At 44.1% G+C, this 23,139-nt stretch carries 22 protein-coding genes; 9 read left to right on the top strand and 13 right to left on the bottom strand.

What is annotated here, in order from left to right:
* Positions 1–37: 37 nt before the first annotated feature.
* The 3 genes from OH456_RS08245 to OH456_RS08235 all read left to right on the top strand — a co-directional run bounded on the left by OH456_RS08245 (position 38) and on the right by OH456_RS08235 (position 2,810).
* Positions 38–397, top strand: coding sequence for a hypothetical protein (locus OH456_RS08245; RefSeq protein ID WP_006071582.1), 360 nt, complete (start codon positions 38–40; stop codon positions 395–397).
* 63 nt (positions 398–460) lie between these two features.
* A complete protein-coding gene (locus tag OH456_RS08240; protein ID WP_270033243.1) occupies positions 461–1,600 on the top strand; it encodes a YhfX family PLP-dependent enzyme in 1,140 nt (379 codons plus the stop codon).
* Positions 1,593–2,810 carry a phosphopentomutase gene (locus tag OH456_RS08235; protein WP_270033242.1) on the top strand — a complete coding sequence of 406 codons (1,218 nt, stop codon included), beginning with the start codon at positions 1,593–1,595 and terminating at the stop codon, positions 2,808–2,810. Before OH456_RS08240 ends, OH456_RS08235 begins: the two co-directional genes overlap by 8 nt.
* Before the next feature lie 86 nt (positions 2,811–2,896).
* Here OH456_RS08235 and OH456_RS08230 read toward each other — a convergent pair whose 3' ends face one another.
* Positions 2,897–3,394, bottom strand: a complete 498-nt coding sequence (locus OH456_RS08230) for a peptidylprolyl isomerase (RefSeq protein ID WP_124940951.1) — start codon at positions 3,392–3,394, stop codon at positions 2,897–2,899.
* Between the two features lie 185 nt (positions 3,395–3,579).
* On the opposite strand from OH456_RS08230, the gene OH456_RS08225 reads away from it, so the two are divergent.
* Positions 3,580–3,798: a VF530 family DNA-binding protein gene (locus OH456_RS08225; protein ID WP_006071586.1), complete on the top strand. Its 219-nt coding sequence runs from the start codon at positions 3,580–3,582 to the stop codon at positions 3,796–3,798.
* 53 nt (positions 3,799–3,851) lie between these two features.
* Here the strand turns inward: OH456_RS08225 and OH456_RS08220 are convergent, their stop codons facing one another.
* A complete protein-coding gene (locus OH456_RS08220; protein WP_031495002.1) occupies positions 3,852–4,091 on the bottom strand; it encodes an RNA recognition motif domain-containing protein in 240 nt (79 codons plus the stop codon).
* 194 nt (positions 4,092–4,285) lie between these two features.
* On the opposite strand from OH456_RS08220, the gene OH456_RS08215 reads away from it, so the two are divergent.
* Positions 4,286–4,816, top strand: a complete 531-nt coding sequence (locus OH456_RS08215; protein ID WP_124940952.1) for a GNAT family N-acetyltransferase — start codon at positions 4,286–4,288, stop codon at positions 4,814–4,816.
* 26 nt (positions 4,817–4,842) lie between these two features.
* On the opposite strand, the gene OH456_RS08210 is transcribed toward OH456_RS08215, so the two are convergent.
* Positions 4,843–5,841: a substrate-binding domain-containing protein gene (locus OH456_RS08210; protein ID WP_006071589.1), complete on the bottom strand. Its 999-nt coding sequence runs from the start codon at positions 5,839–5,841 to the stop codon at positions 4,843–4,845.
* 319 nt (positions 5,842–6,160) lie between these two features.
* Here OH456_RS08210 and OH456_RS08205 point away from each other — a divergent pair, with 319 nt between their 5' ends.
* The 3 genes from OH456_RS08205 (at position 6,161) to OH456_RS08195 (ending at position 11,765) form a co-directional block, all read left to right on the top strand.
* Positions 6,161–8,275, top strand: coding sequence for an alpha-galactosidase (locus tag OH456_RS08205; RefSeq protein WP_270033241.1), 2,115 nt, complete (start codon positions 6,161–6,163; stop codon positions 8,273–8,275).
* A gap of 278 nt (positions 8,276–8,553) precedes the next feature.
* A complete protein-coding gene (gene melB / locus OH456_RS08200; RefSeq protein ID WP_006071592.1) occupies positions 8,554–9,927 on the top strand; it encodes a melibiose:sodium transporter MelB in 1,374 nt (457 codons plus the stop codon).
* A gap of 341 nt (positions 9,928–10,268) precedes the next feature.
* On the top strand, positions 10,269–11,765 hold the full coding sequence (locus OH456_RS08195; protein WP_124940954.1) for an ArnT family glycosyltransferase: 1,497 nt from the start codon (positions 10,269–10,271) through the stop codon (positions 11,763–11,765).
* Between the two features lie 75 nt (positions 11,766–11,840).
* Here OH456_RS08195 and metR read toward each other — a convergent pair whose 3' ends face one another.
* Positions 11,841–12,752, bottom strand: coding sequence for an HTH-type transcriptional regulator MetR (gene metR / locus OH456_RS08190; protein ID WP_006071594.1), 912 nt, complete (start codon positions 12,750–12,752; stop codon positions 11,841–11,843).
* A gap of 197 nt (positions 12,753–12,949) precedes the next feature.
* Between metR and metE the strand changes: the two genes are divergently transcribed.
* Positions 12,950–15,229, top strand: a complete 2,280-nt coding sequence (gene metE, locus OH456_RS08185) for a 5-methyltetrahydropteroyltriglutamate--homocysteine S-methyltransferase (RefSeq protein WP_006071595.1) — start codon at positions 12,950–12,952, stop codon at positions 15,227–15,229.
* 56 nt (positions 15,230–15,285) lie between these two features.
* Here the strand turns inward: metE and gspS2 are convergent, their stop codons facing one another.
* The 9 genes from gspS2 to trpCF form a co-directional block, all read right to left on the bottom strand.
* Complete coding sequence (gene gspS2, locus OH456_RS08180) at positions 15,286–15,690, bottom strand: GspS/AspS pilotin family protein (protein ID WP_270033240.1); 405 nt, start codon at positions 15,688–15,690, stop codon at positions 15,286–15,288.
* 9 nt (positions 15,691–15,699) lie between these two features.
* Positions 15,700–15,996, bottom strand: a complete 297-nt coding sequence (locus tag OH456_RS08175) for a YciI family protein (RefSeq protein WP_270033239.1) — start codon at positions 15,994–15,996, stop codon at positions 15,700–15,702.
* A gap of 73 nt (positions 15,997–16,069) precedes the next feature.
* Positions 16,070–16,471 (bottom strand): acyl-CoA thioester hydrolase YciA, encoded by a 402-nt coding sequence (yciA, locus tag OH456_RS08170; RefSeq protein ID WP_006071599.1) that lies wholly within the window; start codon positions 16,469–16,471, stop codon positions 16,070–16,072.
* A gap of 85 nt (positions 16,472–16,556) precedes the next feature.
* Complete coding sequence (locus OH456_RS08165; RefSeq protein WP_240206648.1) at positions 16,557–17,129, bottom strand: septation protein A; 573 nt, start codon at positions 17,127–17,129, stop codon at positions 16,557–16,559.
* Positions 17,130–17,308: 179 nt separating this feature from the next.
* A complete protein-coding gene (locus OH456_RS08160; RefSeq protein WP_051647683.1) occupies positions 17,309–17,974 on the bottom strand; it encodes a hypothetical protein in 666 nt (221 codons plus the stop codon).
* A gap of 130 nt (positions 17,975–18,104) precedes the next feature.
* A complete protein-coding gene (locus OH456_RS08155; RefSeq protein WP_124941237.1) occupies positions 18,105–19,340 on the bottom strand; it encodes a dicarboxylate/amino acid:cation symporter in 1,236 nt (411 codons plus the stop codon).
* Between the two features lie 351 nt (positions 19,341–19,691).
* On the bottom strand, positions 19,692–20,510 hold the full coding sequence (gene trpA, locus OH456_RS08150; protein WP_240206650.1) for a tryptophan synthase subunit alpha: 819 nt from the start codon (positions 20,508–20,510) through the stop codon (positions 19,692–19,694).
* The gene (gene trpB / locus OH456_RS08145) at positions 20,510–21,700 is read right to left on the bottom strand and encodes a tryptophan synthase subunit beta (protein ID WP_006073854.1); all 1,191 of its coding nucleotides are present in this window, start codon (positions 21,698–21,700) and stop codon (positions 20,510–20,512) included. Before trpB ends, trpA begins: the two co-directional genes overlap by 1 nt.
* A 46-nt stretch (positions 21,701–21,746) precedes the next feature.
* Positions 21,747–23,111: a bifunctional indole-3-glycerol-phosphate synthase TrpC/phosphoribosylanthranilate isomerase TrpF gene (gene trpCF / locus OH456_RS08140; RefSeq protein ID WP_270033238.1), complete on the bottom strand. Its 1,365-nt coding sequence runs from the start codon at positions 23,109–23,111 to the stop codon at positions 21,747–21,749.
* Between the last annotated feature and the right edge of the window lie 28 nt (positions 23,112–23,139).

The raw sequence follows: 23,139 nt of genomic DNA, 5'->3' as shown, positions 1-23,139 counted from the left end.
TTATTCATACCTATCTGTACAGAGATTTGGAGAAATTATGAAACAACGAATGTCTCTTCTTTTGGAGCATAACGTAATCAGCCAAATCGCGTTTGATGCGACCATGAGGGCTGTCGGAATCTTGATGATTGAATGGAATGTGAAAGAGGATTCAGAACAATTTCAGATGGCGATGACTCATTTTGCACGTGCTATTGATCGAGTACTACAAAGCAATCCTATTGTAGAAGGCTTGGACTCTGAGATTCTAAAAGAAATGCAAGATGACGACGTATTTTCAGACATTGTCAGTATGAACAATCAGTTATGTTCGGCGTCTGGCGTACCAGAGATGCCTGAGACGGAAATCAGTTTTCTTTTGAGCAATCTGTACGCAATCAAACTGAGTGTGTCGTAACTGGATTTTTTTGGAAATTAATCTTCAAAAAAATGAAAATAAATTGAGTGGATTGAAAAGTATATGTATTTAAATGCTTTGCAACATCAAAACGACGCACTGATTCAGGCTACCCTTGCTCTTTATGAGCAGGGGAACCTGTTACCGGATTCGTACGTCATTGATGTCGAACAATTTACAGCAAACGCCAAAGTCATAAGGCAGCGTGCTAGCGACCTTGGGTTAAAGCTGTATGGCATGACCAAACAACTTGGGCGTAACCCATATTTAGCACAGCTTCTTCTCGAATTAGGCTTTGACGGTATTGTTGCTGTGGATTTCAAAGAAGCGCGAGCTCTGCATTTAGCGGGAGTCAAGGTTCAACACGTGGGTCATTTAGTCCAGCCTCCGTCGGCTATGGTGGAACAAATCGTGGCAGAGATGAAGCCAGAAGTTATGACCGTCTATTCGCTAGATAAAGCACGTCAAATCTCAGATGCAGCCTGCAAGTGCGGCAGAGTGCAACCTGTGCTAGTGAAGTTTTATGGTGACGAGGACAGGCTTTATGTCAACCAAGAGGCAGGATTTCCGATTGCTGAAGTCGACGCTGTGTTAGAGGCACTTGGTCAAATGAAGGGGATTCGCCTAGAAGGAGTGACTCATTTCCCTTGCTTTTTGTTTGATGGTGAGCAGCTTGCAGCAACAGAGAATGTCGACACGCTGCATCAAGTCATCGAACATTGGCCAAAGGAGGGGGGGCCTTACCAAGTCAATATGCCGTCAGCGACATGTTTTAACACTTTAACCATGATTAAACGGCTAGGGGGAACTCATGGTGAACCGGGTCATGCTTTGACTGGTACATTCCCAGCTAACATTGATGGCAGTCAGCCTGAAAAAGTTGCGATGCTGTATTTATCAGAGATTTCTCATCAGTTTCAAGGTGCATCGTATTGTTATGGCGGTGGTTACTACCGTCGTGGTCAACTTGAACATGCATTGATTGATGGTTCGGTGTTCCCTGTTAGCAATGAGGATGTGAACGCTATCGATTATCACCTAAAAGTATCTGGGATCCATAAAATAGGTACACCGATAATCATGGCATTTCGAACTCAGGTCTTTGTCACTCGTTCCGATGTGGTTTTAGTTGATGGTATTCAATCTGGGAACCCAAGGGTTATCGGGCGCTATGATTCATTGGGAGGGGCGATAGATGGGTAGATTTATCGTTATTGTCTTGGACGGATTCGGTGTTGGTGCCATGGATGATGTCTATGAAAGCCGAACCAAAGATATTGGAGCGAATACCGCATACAAACTACTGGCCTCTTATCCCAATCGAGATTTACCAACTCTAGCGTTATTGGGACTTAATAATGTTGTTGATTGCAACGTATCGCGCCTTAGACAAAACCCTAACGCCAACACCGGTACCATCAAACTGCGACACCAAGGATGCGACACATTTGCTGGACATCAAGAGCTTATGGGAACGCTACCTAAATTACCAAGGGTAAATCCATTTCATAACTCCATTGATACGATTCAAGAGTCCCTTGAAGAGGCTGGGTATTTCGTTGAGCGGGTAAAGAGAGGAGAGCTTGCTGTACTTTTGGTCGAGCAATCTGTAGTGATTGGCGACAATCTGGAAGCTGAATTAGGTGAGGTGTATAACGTTGCTGCGGATTTAAATCGTATTGAATTTGATAGTTTATTGAATATCGGTCGAATTGTTCGTGCAAATAATGATGTAGCAAGAAACATTGTATTTGGAGGGCGACTTGATGCGACCGAACAGCTTATTAATTCGATAGAAGTCCGTGGAGAGTGCGTTGGAGTTAATGCGCCTAAATCTAAAGTGTATGAAAGAGGGTTTCAGGTCGCTCACTTAGGGTACGGGGTTAACCATTTAGTGCAAGTTCCCCATTTGCTCGCCAATGTTGATTGCGAAACTGTTTTGGTTGGTAAGGTGGCCGACATTGTAGAAAACAACCATGGTGTGAGTTTCAAAGGATTAGTGGATACGGAGCAGATCTTATCTATTGCTTATCAGGAAGTTGATAAGCGAAAACATGGGTTTATTTGTATCAATGTACAGGAAACCGATTTGTCAGGGCATCGACAAGATCCAGATTTATATTGGAAAGTGTTGGAAAAAAGCGACGTTGGAATCGCTAAAATTATGCAATTGATGAACGATGAGGATGTTTTGGTGGTCACGGCCGACCACGGGAATGACCCTTATATTGGTCATGGGCAACACACTAGGGAAAAAGTGCCGTTATTGCTTCATAAAAACGGCATCAATGGCGCGTGTTTGAGTGAGCGTGCGACGCTCGCCGACATAGGGGCGAGTGTCGCGGAGTATTTCGGGGCAGATTTACCCGAAAGCGGAGAATCGTTTATTGAATTGCTTAAGCCGTTTGATTGAAGTGGTATAGATGAAGTGTGCTTGAGAGCTGAAACTGGTTGGCGCTCTAGTAATCTTTCCATTCAAAAAAACTGAATCGTCAGTAGTTATTTCACTACTACATCAGTAATTATAATTGACTTACAAGGTACGTCATCATGCCCTTTGTAGGAATGCGTTGCTACTTTTCCAATGGCGTTGACCACATCCATGCCAGCGGTCACTTTGCCGAAAACCGAATAGCCCCAGCCACGGTTTGTGGTGGCAGTGTGATTAAGGAAGTCGTTGTCGGCTAAATTAATGAAAAATTCCGATGTTGCAGAATGAGGAGCTTCGGTACGAGCCATCGCTATAGATCCTGTCACATTTTTAAGTCCTCGATTGGCCTCGTTGACGATAGGTGCGCGCCCCGGCTTTTCTTCGAGATTTTGGTTGTAACCGCCAGCTTGTATCATGAACCCGTCAATGACACGATGAAATACTGTTCCTTGGTAAAAACCTTCTTGGCAATATTTAAGAAAATTTTTGGCACTAACAGGGGCTTTTTCGATATTGAGCTCAATGTCGATATTACCGACGTTCGTTTCCAAAGTAATAGTAGTCATGGTTAAGTCCTGAGTTTTCATTCTAAAAAGTAAGAAGTTTGCTATTGATAATGTAGCTGTAATACTGAGTCTAGTAGTGGCATAAGACGATGTATTGAGCGACAACAGTAAATGCGATTGCTTTCTGGTTAGAGCCTATGATGAAATAGCGCCGCATTCCACCCACACACTATTTGGAACTTTTAATGAGCACTGAACAACCAAACAACCCGTTACATGGCCTAAAGCTAGAGAAAATTCTTACTCAATTGGTGGAACATTACGGGTGGTCTGGGCTACACGATATCATTCGAGTGAACTGTTTTGCGAATGACCCTTCTATTAAATCATCGCTCAAGTTTCTACGTAAAACGCAATGGGCAAGAGACAAAGTAGAGCGTCTGTATATTGAAACGTTTTGCTAGAAAATGTTAAGGCCAGTCATAGACTGGCCTAATTGGTCTTGGTGACCTGCACATTAGTGACCTGCAAATTTCACGCGAATCTTGCTGCCATTGAACATGGTAAGGTTCAGTTCTTTGATCGCCACTTTCGCTTCATCTTCGTTTGGCATATCTACGAACGCAAAGCCTTTGGACTTACCCGTTTCCTTATCCAACACCAGTGTACATTCAACAACGCGGCCGTAGCCTAGAAACAGTTTTCGTACGTCGTGTTCAATTGTGTCACGGTCAAGGTTTCGAACTAAGATTTTCATAATGAGCCATTTGATATAAGAATTACCGGCGGATTGTCTCAGGTTATGCGGTGTAAACCAAGTGATTCTGTGGAAATATCAGTCGCGCAAAAATCTGATAATTGTGAAATCTCATTAATCAGGTATAACTAGACCACGACTAAAAGAAAAGATTCTGATTAATCCGTTAGTTAGACGTTTAAGGGAGACTTGTGGTGTTCACTCTAAAAGTTGATAACGAAATTGAGCTTGCGTTGGTACAACCTTCTTTTGCAGGACAGTATCTGGAGATAGTTAACGAGCAACGTGACTACTTGGCGCAATGGTTAGCGTGGCCACCTCATGCCGACTCAGAAGCTTTTTTCCAGCGATTTATTAGCCAGTCACTGCACGATTACGCGGATGGTAAATCTTTGGTGTGTGCCATGATCTATCGTAGCGAGTTGGTAGGAAACATTAGTTTTAACGCTATCAACCTGTCGCTAAAGAAGGTGGAGTTAGGTTACTGGCTGTCATCAAAGGCACAAGGTAACGGGATTGTAACGCGCAGCGTCGGTAAGCTTATCGATTATGCATTTAACGAGCTTGGTATGGAAAAGGTTCAGCTGTGTGCTGCGACGGAAAATACGGCTAGTAGAAATGTGGCGGAGCGTTTGGGCTTCTCGCTGGAAGGGATAATTACGCGCAACGAGAACTTAAATGGCAGGGTTGTTGACCACGCTGTCTACGGATTGCTGCGCTCTTGAGTAGCGCAGCACCGAGCTAACTCTAGTTATCTTCTGCTTACCGAAGAGCGTTTTACTAATATTGGCGCAAAGAGGTTTTGTGCTCTTTCAACGTCTTTCCCGCTAGCTCTTTGTAATGCTTCTAATACAGCTTGTTTAGCCATCACCTGAATTGGGTAACGAATAGTTGTCAGTCGAGGGTAGATAAAACGAGCGATCAATCCATCATCGAATCCAATAACCGACATATCTTCCGGAATTCGAATACCATTTTCTTGGATTAATGCTAAGCAGCCTGCCGCCATATCATCGTTATAAGTAGCAACGGCTGTAATCGATAGATTCTTGGCGAGTAGGTTCACCATGGCCTGTTCACCGCCAATCTCATCCGGCTCACCATACTCAATAAATTCTTCATTGGGCTCGATGTTGTGATCTTTGAGTGCCGCGAGGTAACCATCTCTACGATCATGAGCATCATCGATGTCGTGGCTTGAGGCGATATAACCTATTTTCTCGTGGCCGTTTTTAATCAAAAACTCAGTGGCCAAATACGAACCTTTGAAATTATCGAGTGCAATGCAGCGATCTGCGATTGCCGGAACAGAGCGATTAATGAGCATCATTCCGGGTATTTCGTCGGCCAGTTCGGTGAGCTCTTCATCTGACAGTCCTTTACTGTGGATGACAAGTGACTCACAGCGACTGCTAATGAGCAGGTTGATGGCATTTCGCTCTTTGACTGGATCGTGGTATCCGCTACCAATAAGAATTTGTTTGCCTTGTTCTGCAGCAATGGTATCTATGGCTTTAACCATAGCCCCAAAGAACGGAGCAGATACGTCGTGTACCAGAATCCCTACAGTATTGGACGATTTGCTAACCAGCGCGCGCGCGTTTGCATTTGGTCGATAGCCAAGTTTTTTCATAGCAGCTTGAACTGCAACGATAGCGGCCTCACTGGTGTGGGGCGCGTTGTTTATGACTCGGGATGTGGTCGCGATTGAAACGCCAGCTTCTTTTGCGACTTCTTTGATTGTGGCCATGACGCTCTCTACATCTTATTAATCATTTTATTAAACAATGCTTAAGCAAATATGACAAACGCTATTAGTGTGCGTGAACCCCCATTTTTAACGATTAGAGTAATCGTTTCCAAAAATGTCACTGTGAATAAAGTTTAACTCTATCTGACCGTCTTGTTTGAACACAATTTTACGTTTCGTCGCTTTATCCTCCTACGCTCAGAAAACGAGCTTTGAATATACTATAATTGTAAACGTTTCCATGATTATGCAGTGCCTCACAGAATTTCTATGATTTGAAGCTATTATGTAGAGCAAATCGTTTCTGAGGTTAGAGTGAATGACAAATAAAACGCTGATTGAACTTAAGGGCACCAGCACACAGATGCTTCTTGAAGTCGGGGAGTTAGCCGAGATTTTGCACTGGGGTAAGAACATCGATGTATCTCACCCTCAATCACGGTTGGCGTTGCATCGTCCAGTTCCTTATGGGCGCTTGGATGATGATATTGCTATGTCTTTAACTCCGGAATTGGCTCGCGGGTTATTTAGCAGTCCGGCGATAGAAGGACACCGCAATGGCTTAGATTGGGCTCCGGTTTTTACCATTTCAGAGACACTCCACAAAGGTGGTCAGCTTACTTTGGTCAGTGAAGATGCATCGGCGGGGCTAACGTTAACCAGTGAACTGCATCTGGATAAGTACGATGTGGTTAAGGTTCGCCATACACTCACGAATAACAAGGCGGGTGCGTATCAAGTAAACCGATTAGCCAATACTTTGATGTTGCCAGAACGAGCCAAAGAGTTGATGAGCTTCTTCGGGCGCTGGGTCCATGAATTCCAAACGGTACGCCAGCCATTATTGCAAGGAGGCTTCCAACAAGAGAACCGTCGTGGGCGGACCTCTCATGAGCATTATCCAGCAATTATTGCGGGTACCAGCCATTTTGATGAAATGTCTGGTGATGTGTGGGGTTTCCATTTTGCGTGGAGTGGGAACCACAGGTTAAGAGTTGATGTGAAAGCTGATGGCCGCCGTTATGCTCAGGCTGAAGTTATCTACCTGCCTGGGGAAGTGACTCTTGAACAAGGTGAAAGTCTAACTACTCCTTGGCTGTATGCCAGTTACAGCGATAAAGGGTTGAATGGCATGAGCCAGCAATTCCATGAACACGTCCGTCACTCAATTTTACCTTCTGAGTTTGTGAATAAACCTCGTCCAATTCACCTAAATACATGGGAAGGTATCTATTTCGACCACGATCCTGACTACATTATGTCTATGGCGACACAAGCAGCACAGATGGGTGTTGAGCGCTTTATTATCGACGACGGGTGGTTTAAGGGCCGCGATGGTGACAAGGCTGCGTTAGGGGATTGGTTTTTAGATGAATCGAAATATCCTAAAGGTTTGCAGCCTGTTGTTGAGCATGTAAACAGTCTCGGAATGGAGTTTGGCCTATGGTTTGAGCCGGAAATGATCAACAAGAATTCTGATCTTTATCGTAGTCACCCTGACTGGCTGCTGGCAGTTGATGGCTATCAACAGCCTACTGGGCGCAACCAATATGTCATCGATCTTCAAAATGATGCAGCGTTTGAATTCTTGTTTGAGCGCTTGGATTATTTCCTATCCACATACAATATCGGCTATATCAAGTGGGATATGAATCGTGAAGTGGTGCAACCCGGACACAGAGGTAAAGCGGCCGGTCATCAACAAGTGGTTCGCTATTATCAGCTGGTTGATAAAGTGCGAGAAAAACATCCTAACGTAGAAATTGAATCGTGTGCAGCAGGCGGTGGGAGAATCGATTTTGAAGTGTTGAAGCGTACCCATCGCTTCTGGGCATCAGATAATAATGATGCGCTGGAGCGACAATCTATACAACGAGGTATGAGCTATTTCTTCCCACCGGAAGTCATGGGGAGCCATATCGGAGCGAGCCATTGCCATAGTACCAGACGCCGTCACTCTATTGAATTTAGGGGCCTCACCGCCTTGTTCGGTCATATGGGAATCGAACTTGATCCAGTCAAAGAAAGTGATATTGAAAAGCAAGGATTTGAGCGCTACATCAAGTTGCATAAATCATTGCGATCGTTGCTACACAGCGGGAATTCATGGCGTCTTGAAACCGATGATAACGCTCATCAGATCTCAGCTGTTATTGCCAAGGACCAGTCTCAAGCGGTTATCCAGATCGCTCAGTTGGCCATGCCAACGAATTCGTTAAGTGGGCATCTACGGATACCAGGATTGGATCCTAAAGCAAGGTACAAAGTTTCCGTGATTGATAAACCTGCTTTGTTTGATGACATCGTTAACTACCAACCGCCTTGGATGGAAGAAGGATGTGAGTTAACCGGAGAATGGTGCAAAGAGATTGGGCTGACGATGCCGATACTAGACTCAGAATCTGCGGTTCTAGTGGTGTTACAGCGACTCTAAACTGTACTGATTGCAATAAGGCTGCATGACTTTATCTTGCAGCCTTTTTTATTGGTTTGGTTGTAATCGTTTCCGGATTATTTTCACTCCTTAAAACTAATAATAGATGCATTTGATCACATTTAATTTACATATTGTTATTTTTTACTGTTTTAGATCTCATTTTTAAATATGATAGTGTAAACGTTTCCAGTTGTGGTTGTGGATCACAGAAAGGCGACGCTTCTGTCAGTAGGATTGCGCTCAGACCAATAAATTAAAGAAACTAAGTGTAACCTATGTCTGAACAACTGACTCTTAAAACCAAACTCTCATATGGCCTAGGTGCTTTAGGTAAAGACTTTGCCTGTGCGCCTATCTACATCTTCCTTATGTTCTACTTTACAGACGTCGCAGGATTGTCCGCTGCGTTTGTCGGTTCAATCTTCCTTGTGGCCCGAATTTTCGATGCTGTGACTGACCCTCTTATGGGCGTGATCGTTGACAACACTCGTTCAAAAATGGGTAAGTTTCGTCCGTGGATTGTTGTTGGGACGATTCTAAATGCGGTTGTGCTGATTGCGTTGTTTAGTACTCATATGTTTGAGGGTACAACCTTATATGTATATGCTGCGGCAGCGTACATCTTATGGGGACTGACCTATACCATTATGGATATTCCTTATTGGTCAATGATTCCAGCGCTGTCTAGCTCTAGACAAGAACGAGAGAAGTTGGTCGTATGGCCTCGTCTATTCGCTAGCTTGGCATGGTTTATCATCGGTACTTACGGCTTGCATATTGTTGGTACGTTAGGAGACGGTAATCAAGGAGACGGTTTCTTCAATCTATCAATCCTAATCGCGATTCTATTTGTGTTAAGTGCTTTCTTGGTAGCTCGCAACGTAAAAGAAGATACCAACATCAAAGCAAATGCAGCGGAGAAGTTTAATTTCAAAGATGTCATGGTAATTATTGGTCAAAATGACCAACTAAAAGCACTGATTGGCACGGTATTATCTTTCCAAATCGCTAACTTGTTAGTGGGCGGATTTGCTATCTACTACTTTTCTTATGCACTAGGAAATCCTGAACTTTTCCCAATCTATATGATGGTTGCTGGTGCTGCGGAAGTCGCGGGTGTTTTCTTGTTCCCACGCATTGCTGCTAAGTTGCCTAGAAAGAACTTGTGGTTTATCGCCTGTGGTTTCCCGATACTCTCATGTGGCCTGTTACTTGCGATGAGTGGCTTGGCTCCGGGTAACGTGGTGCTTATCGGTCTATCAGGTGCAGCTATCAAATTTGGTATTGGTATTGCGAATGCACTACAAACAGTAATGCTTGCTGATGTTGTGGACTATGGTGAATATAAAACTGGTCGTCGCAGCGAGAGCGTTATTTTCTCAGTTCAAACCATGTTGGTAAAATTCGCGGGTGCAGCTGGTGGCTTCATCGTTGGTGTGGGGCTGTCATTAGTCGGCTATGTACCGAACGTAGAACAAACTGCGGATACAATTTTTGGCATTGAGTTCATGATGGTGGGCTTACCTGCAATCTTAATGGCGATTAGTGGCATTGTTTACAAACGCTATTATCATCTGCACGACGGGTTTTCTGAGAGTGCGGTTAAGCACATCGAACAGGTGGAACCTCAAACGGTTAACGCGCAATAATTCAACATCTCTCTAATTATTATGAATCACACGGTTTAATGCAGTTTGTACAGAATGTATTGAATGGTGTGATTCATAAATAGAATCAGTCACTTCTCGTTTTACTCTTCCGATCTGAAGGTACTCTTCTGTCCCTTCGATGCTGACATTTCATTACAGCTCTTGACTATCTATCCATATAGACTATTCATATTATAAGTATCATTAATTTATATAACTTATTAATAACTAAGATATTTACAGAAAAATGACTTGAAGCCATTTTGTGATGCACTTCAAGTGAGTAAAGTCTATCGCCAAAACCTTCTATTTTGACTTTTTAGGGGAGCCCTTTTTAGCCAATGTTTTCAACTATTCTCAGTTTTGACCGAGCATCCACGAGTTCAACAGATGTGCAGCGTTCGCATCGCTTTGCATTTATGTGGTGTTTTTTCTATGCCGTCGCTTGGTCTTTGGTGTCTTATCACCTAGATCCAACCGTACCTTATGACGCAGTGGAAGCGTTGAACTGGGCCAGTAATGGTGAATGGGGAAGTCCGAACAATCCGTGGTTTGTAGGCTTTTTTGCTCGTATTTTACTGGTCTCAGATACCACAGAGTTTGCGTCAGCATTTTGGTACGTAGGACACTTCTCTGTTATCGCATTGGGTATGCTGGGTTGCTACAGACTCGCTTACAAACTCACAGACTCAATAGCCTTAGCTTGGTTGGGGCTGCTAACTCTGAACTTATCAGGCGTTATCAACTTTGAAGCCATTCCATATAACGACAACTATTTGTTGTTCGGTTCTTGGTCATGGATTTTATTGTTTTTTGTCAAAGCTGTTTATGAAAACGCGAAGTGGTGGTTGCCGTTTGGTGTGTTAGCTGGTTGCTCTGCAATGGCTAAATACACGACCTTCGCACCAGTTGCGATGGTATTTATACTTAGCCTTACGGTGCCAAGCGTGCGTCGCTTTTGGAAAGAACCGTATTTCTATGCCGGTATTGTTGCATTTTTAGCTTTAGTAACGCCAAATTTCTTTTGGATGTTCGCCAACAACTTCTCGTCAGTGAAGTGGGTGAGTGGTCAAGTATCGGCGCAGTTGAGTCCTGGTAGTTGGTTAGCGCTGTTGTCGGTATTCTATCCGTTTGTTTTGTTAGCGGCGCTGCTGGGAAAACGAGCGCTGAAACTGACTAAAGATGTGCCTGAAAAAGTATGGCTAACAACGTTTGTTTTATTGGCTCCTCTGGTACTTATCATGGCTTGGTTTACCTTCCATAAAGGTAATCGCCTTGTAGAATGGTTGCACCCGTTCTTCATGCCTGCGCCAGCTGTGTTGGTCGCTTATCTAGCAAAAGATGTGGTAGGTAAACTATCGAGACCATTTAAAGTGTTGTCAGTCATGGCATTGGTTATGATTGCTGGCTATGCCTCGGTTATGCTCTTTAACGTTCGTAATGCGGGACAGAACTTTAGCGGGATTAAGACGTTAAGCAGCGAAGCAGAGCAGTTTTGGTATCAACATAATGACAAGCCGTTGACATTAGTTGGTGGCACACCGCTTTCTCAATGGTTTACCTTCTATATTGCACCTCATCCAAAAATGACGAATCAGTGGAGCAATGAGACGCTACCCAATGTTTACAACCGCCATATCACAGCCGAGGCGATTGAGCAGCAAGGTGTGTTGTTGATGGGTAATGTGGGGGCAGGATGTAAAGAAGGGGTATTTGCTCGCTTTACTAATGAATGGCCGCAGTTTGTACCAGATATCCAGCAAGAAGTGATTTATCAAGAGTCTCCTCAGGACAAACAGCAAGCAGTATGTTTGGGAATCGTGAGTCCACGTTCTTAAGCAGTACTGCGTTATAACGAAGTAAGCCCTCCACTATGGAGGGCTTACTTTTTGAATGGACTATTACAATAGAACTTAAGCTATCTTGATACCTTCCAGATGTTGCTGACATTGCGTTCTTGCTGTGCCGAAAAATGCCTGCAGATAGTGTTTATCCTTTTCTCCATTTCTCACCGCAGCAAAGAGTCTTCGCCAAAGCCCTTGTCCCAGTGGCTTGCTGGTAATTAATCCTTGACGAGAAAACTCACTCACTGCCCAGTTAGGTAAAGCAGCGACCCCTAAACCCGCCGAAACCATTTGTACCAACATTAAGGTGTTGTCAGCTTGCTTCCATTTCTTTGGTTCTATCCCTGCTGGGGTTAAGAAATGTTTGACTATATCAAGACGTTGCTTTTGAACCGGATACGTCAATAAGGTCTGCTCTGATAGATCTTCGGGTTCAATTACAGATTTTTCTGCTAATGGGTGAGAGATGGACGTGACTAAACGCATCTCGAAATCGAACAGGGGTTCATAATGAATTTCAGATCGCGGCTGAATATCAGAGGTAATCACCAGATCTAGCTCTCCAGCAACCAAAGCAGGAATAGGCTCAAAGCCAAAGCCAGAGGAAAAATCAAGCTCTACATGTGGCCAAGCGAGTTGGTACTCTTTCAAAGCGGGCATCAGCCACTGAAAGCAAGAATGACAGTCTATGGCCATGTGTAAACGACCGTTGATGTCTTCCTTGAGACCCGCTAAATCACCTTCTGCTTGCGCGATGCGTGGAAGAATTTCGTTCGCGAGGTTGAGCAGTATCTCACCTTCTGAGGTAAATCGAACTGGGCGTGTCTTGCGAATAAACAACGGTGAGCCGATACGCGCTTCTAAGTCCTTTAGTTGATGAGAGAGGGCGGACTGAGTTAGGTGTAGCGATGTGGCGGTCGCAGTTAGTGATCCTGTATCTCGTAGCGATGCCAATGTTTTTAAGTGCTTTAGCTCTATCATGAATATCCCTCATCCTGTTCCCTTAACTATTAACTTAACGTGATTCATAAGATGTGTAAACATCTAGACGTCCAAAAGTGTTTTCTATCTGTTGTTGAATTAATTTCATATTCAATGTGAATAATTTGAGATTGTTCATATTTATTGGCTGGGGGATAGTTTAGCCATCCAGACTGCTTCAGATAAAGGACATCAACATGACAGTAACGCACATTCTTGGCTATCCACGCATCGGTGAAAAACGCGAACTCAAATTTGCTCTAGAAAAATACTGGAAAGGGGAGAGCGACCAAGCTGCTCTCAAGCAAACTGCAAGTAACATCAAACAGAATAACTGGGCGCTGCAACGCGACAATGAACTATCTTTCGTGACAGCGGGTGATTTTGCTTGGTATGACCATGTACTTAGTACCAGCCTACTACTAGGCCATGTGCCAAAGCGACATGCTAAAGGCTTTCCTGACCTTGATACGCTTTTTCGTGTAGGGCGAGGTCAGTCACAGGCTCAGTGCGGTTGCAGTGGCGAAGCAGCGTCAGACATGACGAAGTGGTTTAACACAAACTATCACTACATTGTTCCTGAGTTTTCCTCTCAAGATAGTTTTCAAGTAAGTTGGACCCAGTTATTTGATGAAATAAATGAAGCTCAGCAAAACAGCAGTAATGTGAAACCTGTGCTTCTAGGCCCGTTGAGTTACCTTTACCTTGGTAAAGAAGTCGAAGACGGTTTTGATAGACTCACGCTGTTGCCACGTCTTTTGACAGCCTACCAAGCTATCTTAGCGAAGCTAGAAAAACTGGGTGTAGAGTGGGTACAAATTGATGAGCCAATACTATCTCTTGAGCTTCCAAAGCCATGGCTAAGTAGTTTTAAGCTGGCTTATCAGGTAATTAGAAGTGATGTGAAGGTGCTACTGACAACCTATTTTGACTCGGTTGTTGAATCGTTAGATGTGATTAAGCAACTAAGTGTTGATGGCCTGCACATTGATGTGGCTGCGGCTCCTGAACAGCTAGATATCGTGGTTGATCAATTACCAGAAGATTGGGTGTTATCGGTCGGTACTATCAATGGTCGAAATGTATGGCGCGCAAATTTACACAGTAAGCTCCAACAATTGCAGCCAGTAAAAGAAAAGCTTGGTGAACGCTTGTGGGTGGCCACCTCATGCTCTTTGCTACACAGCCCGGTTGATTTAGAACTGGAAACCAAACTTCCAGAAGGGACAAAAAACTGGTTCTCTTTTGCCAAACAGAAGGTTAGTGAAGTGCAATGGTTGGCTAAGGCATTAGATGGCGATGAAGATGCAAAACAGTATTGTGCTCAATACAGTCAACCCATTATAGAGCGTGAGCTATCGACTTGGGTAAATAAGCCTGAGGTTCAAAAGCGTGTTGCCGCTTTGGGCCAAACCAACGGTGATCGCTGCGCACCTTATGATGAGCGAGCCCATCATCAGAAAGAAGTATTGAAGCTTCCTTTATTGCCAACTACGACGATAGGTTCGTTCCCGCAAACCTCTGAAGTTCGACAAACACGTGCGGCGTACAAACGTAATGACATTGATTTCCCAAGTTATCAAACTGCTATGCATGCGTTTATCAAAGATACGGTAGAGCGACAGGAAGCCACCGGATTAGATGTTTTGGTGCACGGTGAAGCTGAACGTAATGATATGGTGGAGTATTTTGCAGAGAATCTTTCAGGCTTTCAAACTACTCAATTTGGTTGGGTACAGAGTTATGGATCGCGCTGTGTTAAACCTGCCATCGTGGTTGCTGATATCGAACGTGACAAGCCAATGACAGTCGAGTGGTCAACCTATGCTCAGTCGTTAACCTCAAAACCAATGAAAGGTATGTTAACGGGGCCTGTGACCATCTTATGCTGGACGTTCCCTCGTGAGGATGTGACGCGAGAAACGATAGCCAATCAGCTTGCATTAGCACTTCAAGATGAAGTTAATGATTTGCAGAACGCTGGAATTAATATCATTCAGATTGACGAACCTGCAATTCGCGAGGGTTTACCGTTAAAACAGCGTGACCATAAAGCATATTTAGAGTGGGCGGTGAAAGCGTTCAAAGTGTCCGCGGCAAGTGCTAAACCAGAAACTCAAATACACACTCATATGTGTTACAGCGAGTTCAATGAAATCATTGAATCTGTGGCTGCGTTAGATGCAGACGTGATTACCATTGAAACTTCTCGTTCAAATATGGAACTGCTAAATGCGTTTGAAGAGTTTAACTATCCAAATGAGATTGGGCCGGGGGTTTACGATATTCACTCTCCAAACATCCCGACCGTTGAATGGATTGAGCAGTTGATTGAGAAAGCGGCTGAGCGCATTCCTGTAGAGAGACTATGGGTGAACCCAGACTGCGGTTTAAAAACACGTAACTGGGAAGAAACGGAAGCATCATTAAACAACTTGGTGAAAGCTGCGAGTAATTTGCGTAAAAAGCTAAGTTAATCGGTAGAAAAATAGAAAAGGCTTGCAGATGCAAGCCTTTTTTTCGATGATTCGAATTAGTTGGCAGGCGGCTTGTCGCAATAGTCTTTGGTGACAAGCTGGTCTACCATAAGTTGACCGCGCGAGTTGCGAATTTTGATCCGGTAGGCCAAACCCATATCCAGGTTTGATTTCACTTCACGATCGGTACAGTAATAGTTCATGCTGTTACGCAATACCGTATCAAGCGGTTTAGCGCCTTTGGCATCGGTATTGTAGATCATCATAATTTCAACCGTGCCTTTGTTGGTTGAGGCCTTCATTATGGACAACGGGCCTTGCTCAATAGGCAAACCAGAAGACAACACGCTAGCGCGGCTTTGAGCTAGCATTTCTATCTGACGCTGTTGGTCATCATTGGCGCTAGAACAGCCCGCTAACACGGTCACTGCCGTGAGAGCCATCCAAAGAGATTTTTTCATCGTTCGCCTTTAGAATACTTTCTTAAATGGTTTAACGACAACGTTAGCATAAACACCAGCTTCAATGTACGGGTCGGCATCTGCCCATTGTTGCGCTGCCGCTAACGACTTGAACTCAGCAATAACGGTTGAGCCTGTAAACCCAGCATCTCCCGGATTATCACTGTCAATGGCTGGCATTGGGCCTGCGGTGAGCAATCGACCTTCATCTTGGAGTGTTTGAAGTCTTTCCAGATGTTGTGGGCGAACGCTGAGACGTTTTTCTAGCGAGTTCTCAACGTCTTGTGAAAAAATAACGTACCACATATTTGTTTCCTTCAAATAGTCATGTCCTCTTAAGATGTCATTTTTTCACGGAAAAGTCATCGCTAGAACCGCTTTAATTTGGATTAATTGGACGAGGGCGTCCATTTGCATCAATGGCAACGTAATGGAAGGTAGCTTCACATACTTGGTAACGGTCACCGACACCCTCTAGACTTACTGGTTTAACCCATACTTCTAGATTGATAGTCATTGAGGTGTTACCAATTTTGGTGCATTCACCGTAGCAGCAAACCACATCGCCAACTTTTACGGGGTGCTTGAACGTGATTCCTGAAACTGAAACCGTTACGATACGGCCATGAGAGATCTCTTTCGCCAGGATACCGCCGGCTAAGTCCAATTGAGACATAATCCAACCACCAAATATATCGCCATTCGCGTTGGTATTCTCAGGCATAGCCAGAGTGCGAATTATAGGTTGGCCTTTAGGTGTGTTTGATGTTGTATTGGTCATGGTTATAGTCTTCCTGAAACAAGACAGCGACCCGTAGGTCGCTGTTTTCAATTATCTGCGGAGTATACAAAACTTCCGCCTTGAATCAAGATGTATGATCTTGGTTCTCATTTTTGGCAGGTTTGCCTTCTTCATCTTTCGGAATGTGTTTGTAGATATACACGCCAGTGAGAATGGTGAAGAGCAGGGTAGCTGCCAATAGGCCGAAGACTTTAAAGTTGACCCAAACGTCGAGTGGAAGGGAGTAAGCGACGTAAATGTTCAAACCCGCGCAGAAAGAAAAGAAGCCGACCCACGCATAGTTTACTTTGGTCCAAACCGCGTCAGGTAAGGTGATTTCTTTACCCAGCATACCTTTAATAGCGCTTCGCCCCATCGCATGACTAACCGCTAGACCTATCGCAAATATCACGTAAACAATAGTTACTTTCCATTTTATGAAGTTGTCATCGTGCAAGAATATCGTCATGCCACCAAACACAGCGACCATTAAGAATGTAATGACCTGCATTTTCTCGACTTTCTTATATAGGAAATAGGTGATGACGATTTGAACTGCGGTTGCGACGATTAATGCGCCCGTTGCCACGTAGATATCTTGCATTTTATATAGAACGAAAAAGATAATCAGTGGAATAAAATCAAGTAGTTGCTTCATGTTTATCGCAAACCTTTCAGTGATGATTCACGACAGTGTAACCAAAACTTTGCCAATACAAAACAATTTGAACAAATTGGTGATGAAGATGCTCGGGACCAAGGGAGGTGTGCCAGTGACGAGACGAGTTAGAAAGACCCGAAAAGTCGGGCCTTTGTTAATCTTCTATTCCTAATACACTATTCGGTGATAGGTTTTTTTAAACCAGAGATCGATGCGTACTGAGGGGGATTAAGATCCTGCGGTTTTATTTGCACCCTGGCATCACTGGCTCGGCACACACCATCGGTGAAATTGCCGCCACGGATGTACTTGTGTATGCCATCAAATCCGTTTTTATAGTAGGAGTCGAGCTTTCCTCTGTAACCGTAGTAAGTACATTTATCGTAGCCCCAGCCATACATATAATCAGCAAGAGCTTGAGCGAAGCTTCGCTGACCATTTACCCAGGAGGCACTGTTACAGTTATAGCATTTGATTTTGCCTGTAAAAGTCTTTGGAAGGCCATTTTCTTTTAGTCGGTCGACGACAAACCTGTGACCTACGACAGTGCCCCAGCATTTAGCCATGGTGATATGTTCTTTCCCCGGGAATCCATGTCCACGGATATATATTTGATCATCATTAGAAATATTGACTAGCTCGTTAATGGTAACGCCTTTTTGATACCAGATCTGAATGGCTTCTTTATCTTTGGTCGTAGCAAGATGTTGTATCCAGCGATGGTTTTTGCGATGCATTATGTTGTCAGAGAAATTGCCATCCTCGTCGGTCATTTCACCATACTCCATCCAAGCTCGAGCGTCAGAGGTTGGTGTCGGCATATAAAAGATTATCTTTCCCATGGGTACGTCAAACTCCTTTTGTTTGTAACCATAAATAACCTAGTAGAAAAACACATATTAAAACAGTTTTATATAAAAAAGGGTTGTCACTATAAAGTGACAACCCTTGAAATCTGTTTAATGACTAAAGTTACGCTTGTTGTTTTTGTAACTCAGCCTCTTGTGTTTCTTCTTCAACCAGAGCATCTACGATGACCGCACAAGCTGCATCACCAGTGATGTTTAGAGCAGTACGAATCATGTCGAAGATACGGTCTAGAGCGAATAACAGAGGTAGGCCTTCAATAGGAATGCCTGCCGCCAGTAGTACCGCTACGACAAGGAATGACGGACCAGGAACACCGGCTTGACCAACCGCACCCAATGTCGATGTCACGATGATAGCAATGTATGCGCCCATTGAAAGATCGATATTGAATAACTGTGCAAAGAAGATAGCTACCAAACCATAGTAAATTGCGTTACCAGACATATTGATGGTCGCACCAAGTGGCAGTACGAACGATGCTGTCGAGTTCTTAACACCTAACTCTTTTTCTACTGTGTCCATAGTCACAGGCAGTGTCGCCATTGAAGAAGCCGTCGAAAGCGCAACTGCTTGAGGCTTTTTCATGGCACTAATGAACTTCTTCGCTGAGGTCTTTGTAAACACTTGAATCATTAGAGGGTATACAACAAAGCCGAAGATAAGAATGGCTGCGATGTAGACGACGAACAGCTTGAACACAACCATTAGCGCACCAAAACCGAAGGTGCCAACGGCTTCTGCCATTAGGCCGAATACGCCGATAGGAGCGATGATCATCACTTTGTTGATCATCCACACCATAACATCAACAATTGCGTTCACGCCATTAAGAAGAGGGTTGCGACGGGTTTCTTCTAGTTTAGAAAGGCCGATACCAAAGAATAGGCAGAACACCAAGATCTGTAGGATGTTTGCTTCATTTAAGGACTGAAAAACGTTGGTCGGGATCATACCTGTAATGGTTGCCCAGAAAGAAGGTAGGTCGCCCTTAGAAGCGTATTCAGCAGAGAACATGCCCTCGATGCCTGCTGTATCGATATTAATACCTGGTTGGAACACTTCACCCATAACAAGCGCTAACGCCACTGCTAGAGCTGAAGTTAAACCAAAATAAGCTAGTGTGGTGACACCAACTTTACCTGCGTTACTACTGTTGCCAAGACCAGCAGCACCTGAAATCAGAGCTACAGCAACCAAAGGAATGACTAACATCTTAATTAAATTAATAAAGATAGTACCCAATGGGGCAAACATAGACGCAGATTCACCCATTACGGCCCCGATTAGGGTACCTAGGATCATTGCAATCACGACTTGGACGCCAATATTGTTTAGCATCAACTTTTCTTTTAACACTTCCTTAACTCCTGTGCTAATAAATTATAAAATCCTAGCATAGTCTTCCAGATGAACGGCAAATGTCAGACTAATGTTCGTTGGAGTTTTTACACTTTATTAGCACTGTTAGCAATAGATAGAAATCAATTAGAGGTGATTTAGATAAGAATATTAGAAGGAATGCTGTTCTATTGACCGATAGCAAACGTTTGCTTTGAATTTGGTTAATAATTACTTACGGATTGAAAGATATTGATAATAGTTATGAAGGTTGAGATGTAAAAAAAAAGTTGCGCAATTGGCGCAACTTTTTTGTTATGAAAGGGCAAAATGAACTGTCTAAAAAAACGCCTATTTTTGTGTCGCTGCTTTCATCGCTTTAACAAATTCAGAAAGTTTGTTTAGCATTTTTTCGGGCTCTGCCAAGTTGTTTTCGATGATTTTAACGACCGCAGAGCCAGAGATAGCTCCTGCAGCACCAGCAGCCAATGCTTCAGAGACTTGCTTCGGCTCAGAAATACCAAAACCAAGTAATGATGGCGGAGCATCATGTTTAGTGAGTTTATCTAGCTGAGTATTCATAGGCATATTAGCTTTAGTTTCAGTACCAGTTACCCCAGCTCTCGAAAGCAGGTAGGTATAGCCGCCGCCTAGTTTTGCCACTTGCTGAATGGTTTCTTCACTCGCTGTTGGTGGCGCAATAAAGATAGGGTGAATACCGTGCTTATGAGCCGCTTCAACAAACTCTTTGCTTTCGTTAGTTGGAACGTCAGCGATTAGTACTGAGTCGACGCCCACTTCCGCGCATTTCTTATAGAAAGTGTCAACGCCACCTGAATAGACGAGGTTTGCGTACATGAGCAATCCAATTGGAAGCTCTGGGTATTTTGAGCGTATTTTTGCCAGTAGCTCAAAACATATAGTCGGTGTGGTTTTTGAGTCCAAGGCACGAATGTTTGCGCCTTGAATAGTAGGACCGTCAGCTTGAGGGTCTGAAAACGGCATGCCAAGCTCTAGCGCATCAGCGCCAGACTCAACTAAGGTTTCGATGATTTTCAGAGACAGCTCTGGATTCGGATCTCCCATTGTCACGAAAGGAACGAAAGCGCCTTGATTCTTCTCGCCTAGGCGTTGAAACATTTCTTTGTAGCGATCTTGATTCAGGCTCATTACATAACTCCTTTTTCTTTTAAGATATCGTGAACGGTGAATATATCTTTGTCTCCGCGCCCTGATAGGTTAACAACGAGAAGTTGTTCCTTCTCTGGGTTTTCGCGTGCCATCTTTAACGCGTAAGCCAGTGCGTGTGAAGACTCAAGAGCTGGGATAATACCTTCTCCGCGCGCTAGCTCTTGGAATGATTCGAGCGCTTCGTCGTCAGAAATAGACTCGTATTCTGCTCGACCAATACTATTTAGATAAGCGTGCTGTGGTCCAACGGATGGGAAATCGAGACCTGCAGATACGGAATAAGACTCTTCTATTTGGCCATGTGGATCTTGCATAAGTGGTGCTTTCATGCCGAAGAAGATACCAGTAGTACCATGCTTTAATGGCGCGCCGTGTTGGTCTGTATCAATCCCTAGTCCAGCAGGCTCTACACCGATTAAGCGAACGCTCTCTTCTTCAATAAAGTCTGCAAACATGCCAATGGCATTTGAGCCTCCGCCGACACAGGCAATAACAGCGTCAGGAAGAACCCCTTCACGTGCTAGGATTTGATTTTTGGTCTCTTCACCAATCATACGTTGGAATTCACGTACAATGGTTGGGAACGGGTGAGGGCCTGCCGCTGTACCTAGTAAGTAGTGCGCATCTTCGTAGCTGGCTGACCAGTCACGTAGAGCTTCATTACAGGCATCTTTTAGTGTTGCTGAACCAGAATGAACAGGAATTACCTCAGCACCCATCAGACGCATGCGGAAAACGTTAGGGCTTTGACGTTCTACGTCTTTTGCACCCATATATACTCGGCATTTTAGTCCAAGCAACGCACAAGCAAGTGCTGTTGCAACCCCATGCTGACCAGCGCCTGTTTCGGCAATAATTTCGTTTTTACCCATACGTTTGGCAAGCAAAGCTTGGCCAAGTACTTGGTTGGTTTTGTGAGCTCCACCGTGAAGTAAATCTTCACGTTTAAGGTAAAGCTTCGTCTTGGTGCCTTTGGTGAGGTTGCGAGTTAGTGTTAGCGCCGTTGGACGCCCTGCGTATTCTTGCAGTAGGGACATAAACTCTGAACGAAATTCAGGGTCATCCTGAGCGTCGATAAAGGCTTGCTCTAGTTGATCCAGTGCTGGGACAAGGATCTGTGGAACAAATTGTCCACCGTATTCGCCAAAATAGGCATCTAATTTAGACATGGTAAATTCCTTAAGTTGAAACTTGTTACTCGTACTAGAGCAAGTTTTAGTAATCTCGAATTAATGCGAAGGCTTGGTTGAGTTTTTCGGCATCTTTCTTACCCGGTGCGGACTCAACGCCCGAATTGAGATCTAAGCCGATACATCCAAGCTCACTAGCTTGCTTAACATTCTCAGGAGACAGTCCTCCAGCTAGCATAATGTCAGTGGTGTTATTTAATAATTGCCAATCAAAGCTCTTTCCGGTACCGCCTGATTGTTCACCCACCTTGGCATCTAATAAGTGGCGGTCAACATTGATGCTGTTTAGGTCTGGCAGCTCATCGGTGACACCGTGTGCTTTCCACACTTTTATATCTTCATTAAGAAGAGGTTTGAGTGTATCTACGTAGGCTTGGTCTTCGTTACCGTGCAGCTGTACCGCAGACAGTTTCAGTTGATTTGCTGTACCTGCGACAAACTCCGGGTTATGGTTTTGAAATACGCCAACAAACTCAAGTGGAGCGCCACTCATGACCATGCGAGCTGATTCTAAATCGACGTAGCGCGGAGACTTTTCTACGAAAATCAAACCACCTTTTACGGCGCCAGCCTGGTAAGCTTTTGCCGCATCGTCTGCTTGGGTCAGGCCACACACTTTGTTTTCTCCGAACAGCACTTTACGAACGGCAAGTTCTAAGTTGTCTTCTGCCATGAGCGAACTACCGATTAGGAAGCCATTAGCAAACGGACAAAGATCTCGAACTTGCTGGTGGTTATAAATACCAGATTCAGAGATGATGATGGTTCCTTCAGGAAGTTTTGGAGCAAGCTCCTTAGTGCGTTCAAGATTCACCGACAGGTCACGAAGGTTGCGATTGTTGATACCGACAACTTTCGCCTTAAGTGCAATAGCTCGCTCTAGTTCTTCTTCGTTACTTACTTCGGTGAGAATACCAAGGTTGAGAGACTCTGCAACGGCTGCAAGCTCACGATATTCGTCATCATTGAGTACTGAAAGCATCAAAAGAATAGCGTCAGCATTGTAGTGGCGAGCAAGATAGACCTGATAAGTGTCAATCATAAAGTCTTTACACAGCACTGGCTGTTTAACCTGACGACGAACTTGGGGTAGGAAGTCAAAGTTACCTTGGAAATACTTCTCATCGGTCAAAACAGAGATCGCGCTTGCGTGGTTGTTGTATACCGAGGCTATGTAGTCCAAGTCGAAATCGTCGCGGATTAACCCTTTAGATGGGGACGCTTTTTTGCACTCAAGAATGAAGGCAGCTTTTCCTGTAGACAGCGCTCCATAAAAGCTGCGATCTGATGGCACTAGATCGGCCTTAAAGCTTTCTAGCGGTTGAGACTCTTTACGAGCCGCAACCCAGATTTTTTTGTCTTCGACGATTTTTGCTAATACCGTTTCCATTTTCTTTTCCTATGTTGTCGTCGATGGT

It is taken from the genome of Vibrio sp. La 4.2.2 (assembly GCF_027586995.1).
Taxonomy (GTDB): domain Bacteria; phylum Pseudomonadota; class Gammaproteobacteria; order Enterobacterales; family Vibrionaceae; genus Vibrio; species Vibrio mediterranei.
The sequence above is the reverse complement of the archived record's forward strand: the minus strand, read 5'-3'. Positions and strand labels throughout refer to the sequence as shown.

Bases quoted from the DNA above. Each gene is read 5' to 3' on its own strand.
- OH456_RS08245 (WP_006071582.1), top strand. From the start codon at position 38: ATGAAACAACGAATGTCTCTTCTTTTGGAGCATAACGTAATCAGCCAA.
- OH456_RS08240 (WP_270033243.1), top strand. From the start codon at position 461: ATGTATTTAAATGCTTTGCAACATCAAAACGACGCACTGATTCAGGCT.
- OH456_RS08235 (WP_270033242.1), top strand. From the start codon at position 1,593: ATGGGTAGATTTATCGTTATTGTCTTGGACGGATTCGGTGTTGGTGCC.
- OH456_RS08230 (WP_124940951.1), bottom strand. From the start codon at position 3,394: ATGACTACTATTACTTTGGAAACGAACGTCGGTAATATCGACATTGAG.
- OH456_RS08225 (WP_006071586.1), top strand. From the start codon at position 3,580: ATGAGCACTGAACAACCAAACAACCCGTTACATGGCCTAAAGCTAGAG.
- OH456_RS08220 (WP_031495002.1), bottom strand. From the start codon at position 4,091: ATGAAAATCTTAGTTCGAAACCTTGACCGTGACACAATTGAACACGAC.
- OH456_RS08210 (WP_006071589.1), bottom strand. From the start codon at position 5,841: ATGGCCACAATCAAAGAAGTCGCAAAAGAAGCTGGCGTTTCAATCGCG.
- OH456_RS08205 (WP_270033241.1), top strand. From the start codon at position 6,161: ATGACAAATAAAACGCTGATTGAACTTAAGGGCACCAGCACACAGATG.
- melB (WP_006071592.1), top strand. From the start codon at position 8,554: ATGTCTGAACAACTGACTCTTAAAACCAAACTCTCATATGGCCTAGGT.
- OH456_RS08195 (WP_124940954.1), top strand. From the start codon at position 10,269: ATGTTTTCAACTATTCTCAGTTTTGACCGAGCATCCACGAGTTCAACA.
- metR (WP_006071594.1), bottom strand. From the start codon at position 12,752: ATGATAGAGCTAAAGCACTTAAAAACATTGGCATCGCTACGAGATACA.
- metE (WP_006071595.1), top strand. From the start codon at position 12,950: ATGACAGTAACGCACATTCTTGGCTATCCACGCATCGGTGAAAAACGC.
- gspS2 (WP_270033240.1), bottom strand. From the start codon at position 15,690: ATGAAAAAATCTCTTTGGATGGCTCTCACGGCAGTGACCGTGTTAGCG.
- OH456_RS08175 (WP_270033239.1), bottom strand. From the start codon at position 15,996: ATGTGGTACGTTATTTTTTCACAAGACGTTGAGAACTCGCTAGAAAAA.
- yciA (WP_006071599.1), bottom strand. From the start codon at position 16,471: ATGACCAATACAACATCAAACACACCTAAAGGCCAACCTATAATTCGC.
- OH456_RS08165 (WP_240206648.1), bottom strand. From the start codon at position 17,129: ATGAAGCAACTACTTGATTTTATTCCACTGATTATCTTTTTCGTTCTA.
- OH456_RS08160 (WP_051647683.1), bottom strand. From the start codon at position 17,974: ATGGGAAAGATAATCTTTTATATGCCGACACCAACCTCTGACGCTCGA.
- OH456_RS08155 (WP_124941237.1), bottom strand. From the start codon at position 19,340: ATGCTAAACAATATTGGCGTCCAAGTCGTGATTGCAATGATCCTAGGT.
- trpA (WP_240206650.1), bottom strand. From the start codon at position 20,510: ATGAGCCTGAATCAAGATCGCTACAAAGAAATGTTTCAACGCCTAGGC.
- trpB (WP_006073854.1), bottom strand. From the start codon at position 21,700: ATGTCTAAATTAGATGCCTATTTTGGCGAATACGGTGGACAATTTGTT.
- trpCF (WP_270033238.1), bottom strand. From the start codon at position 23,111: ATGGAAACGGTATTAGCAAAAATCGTCGAAGACAAAAAAATCTGGGTT.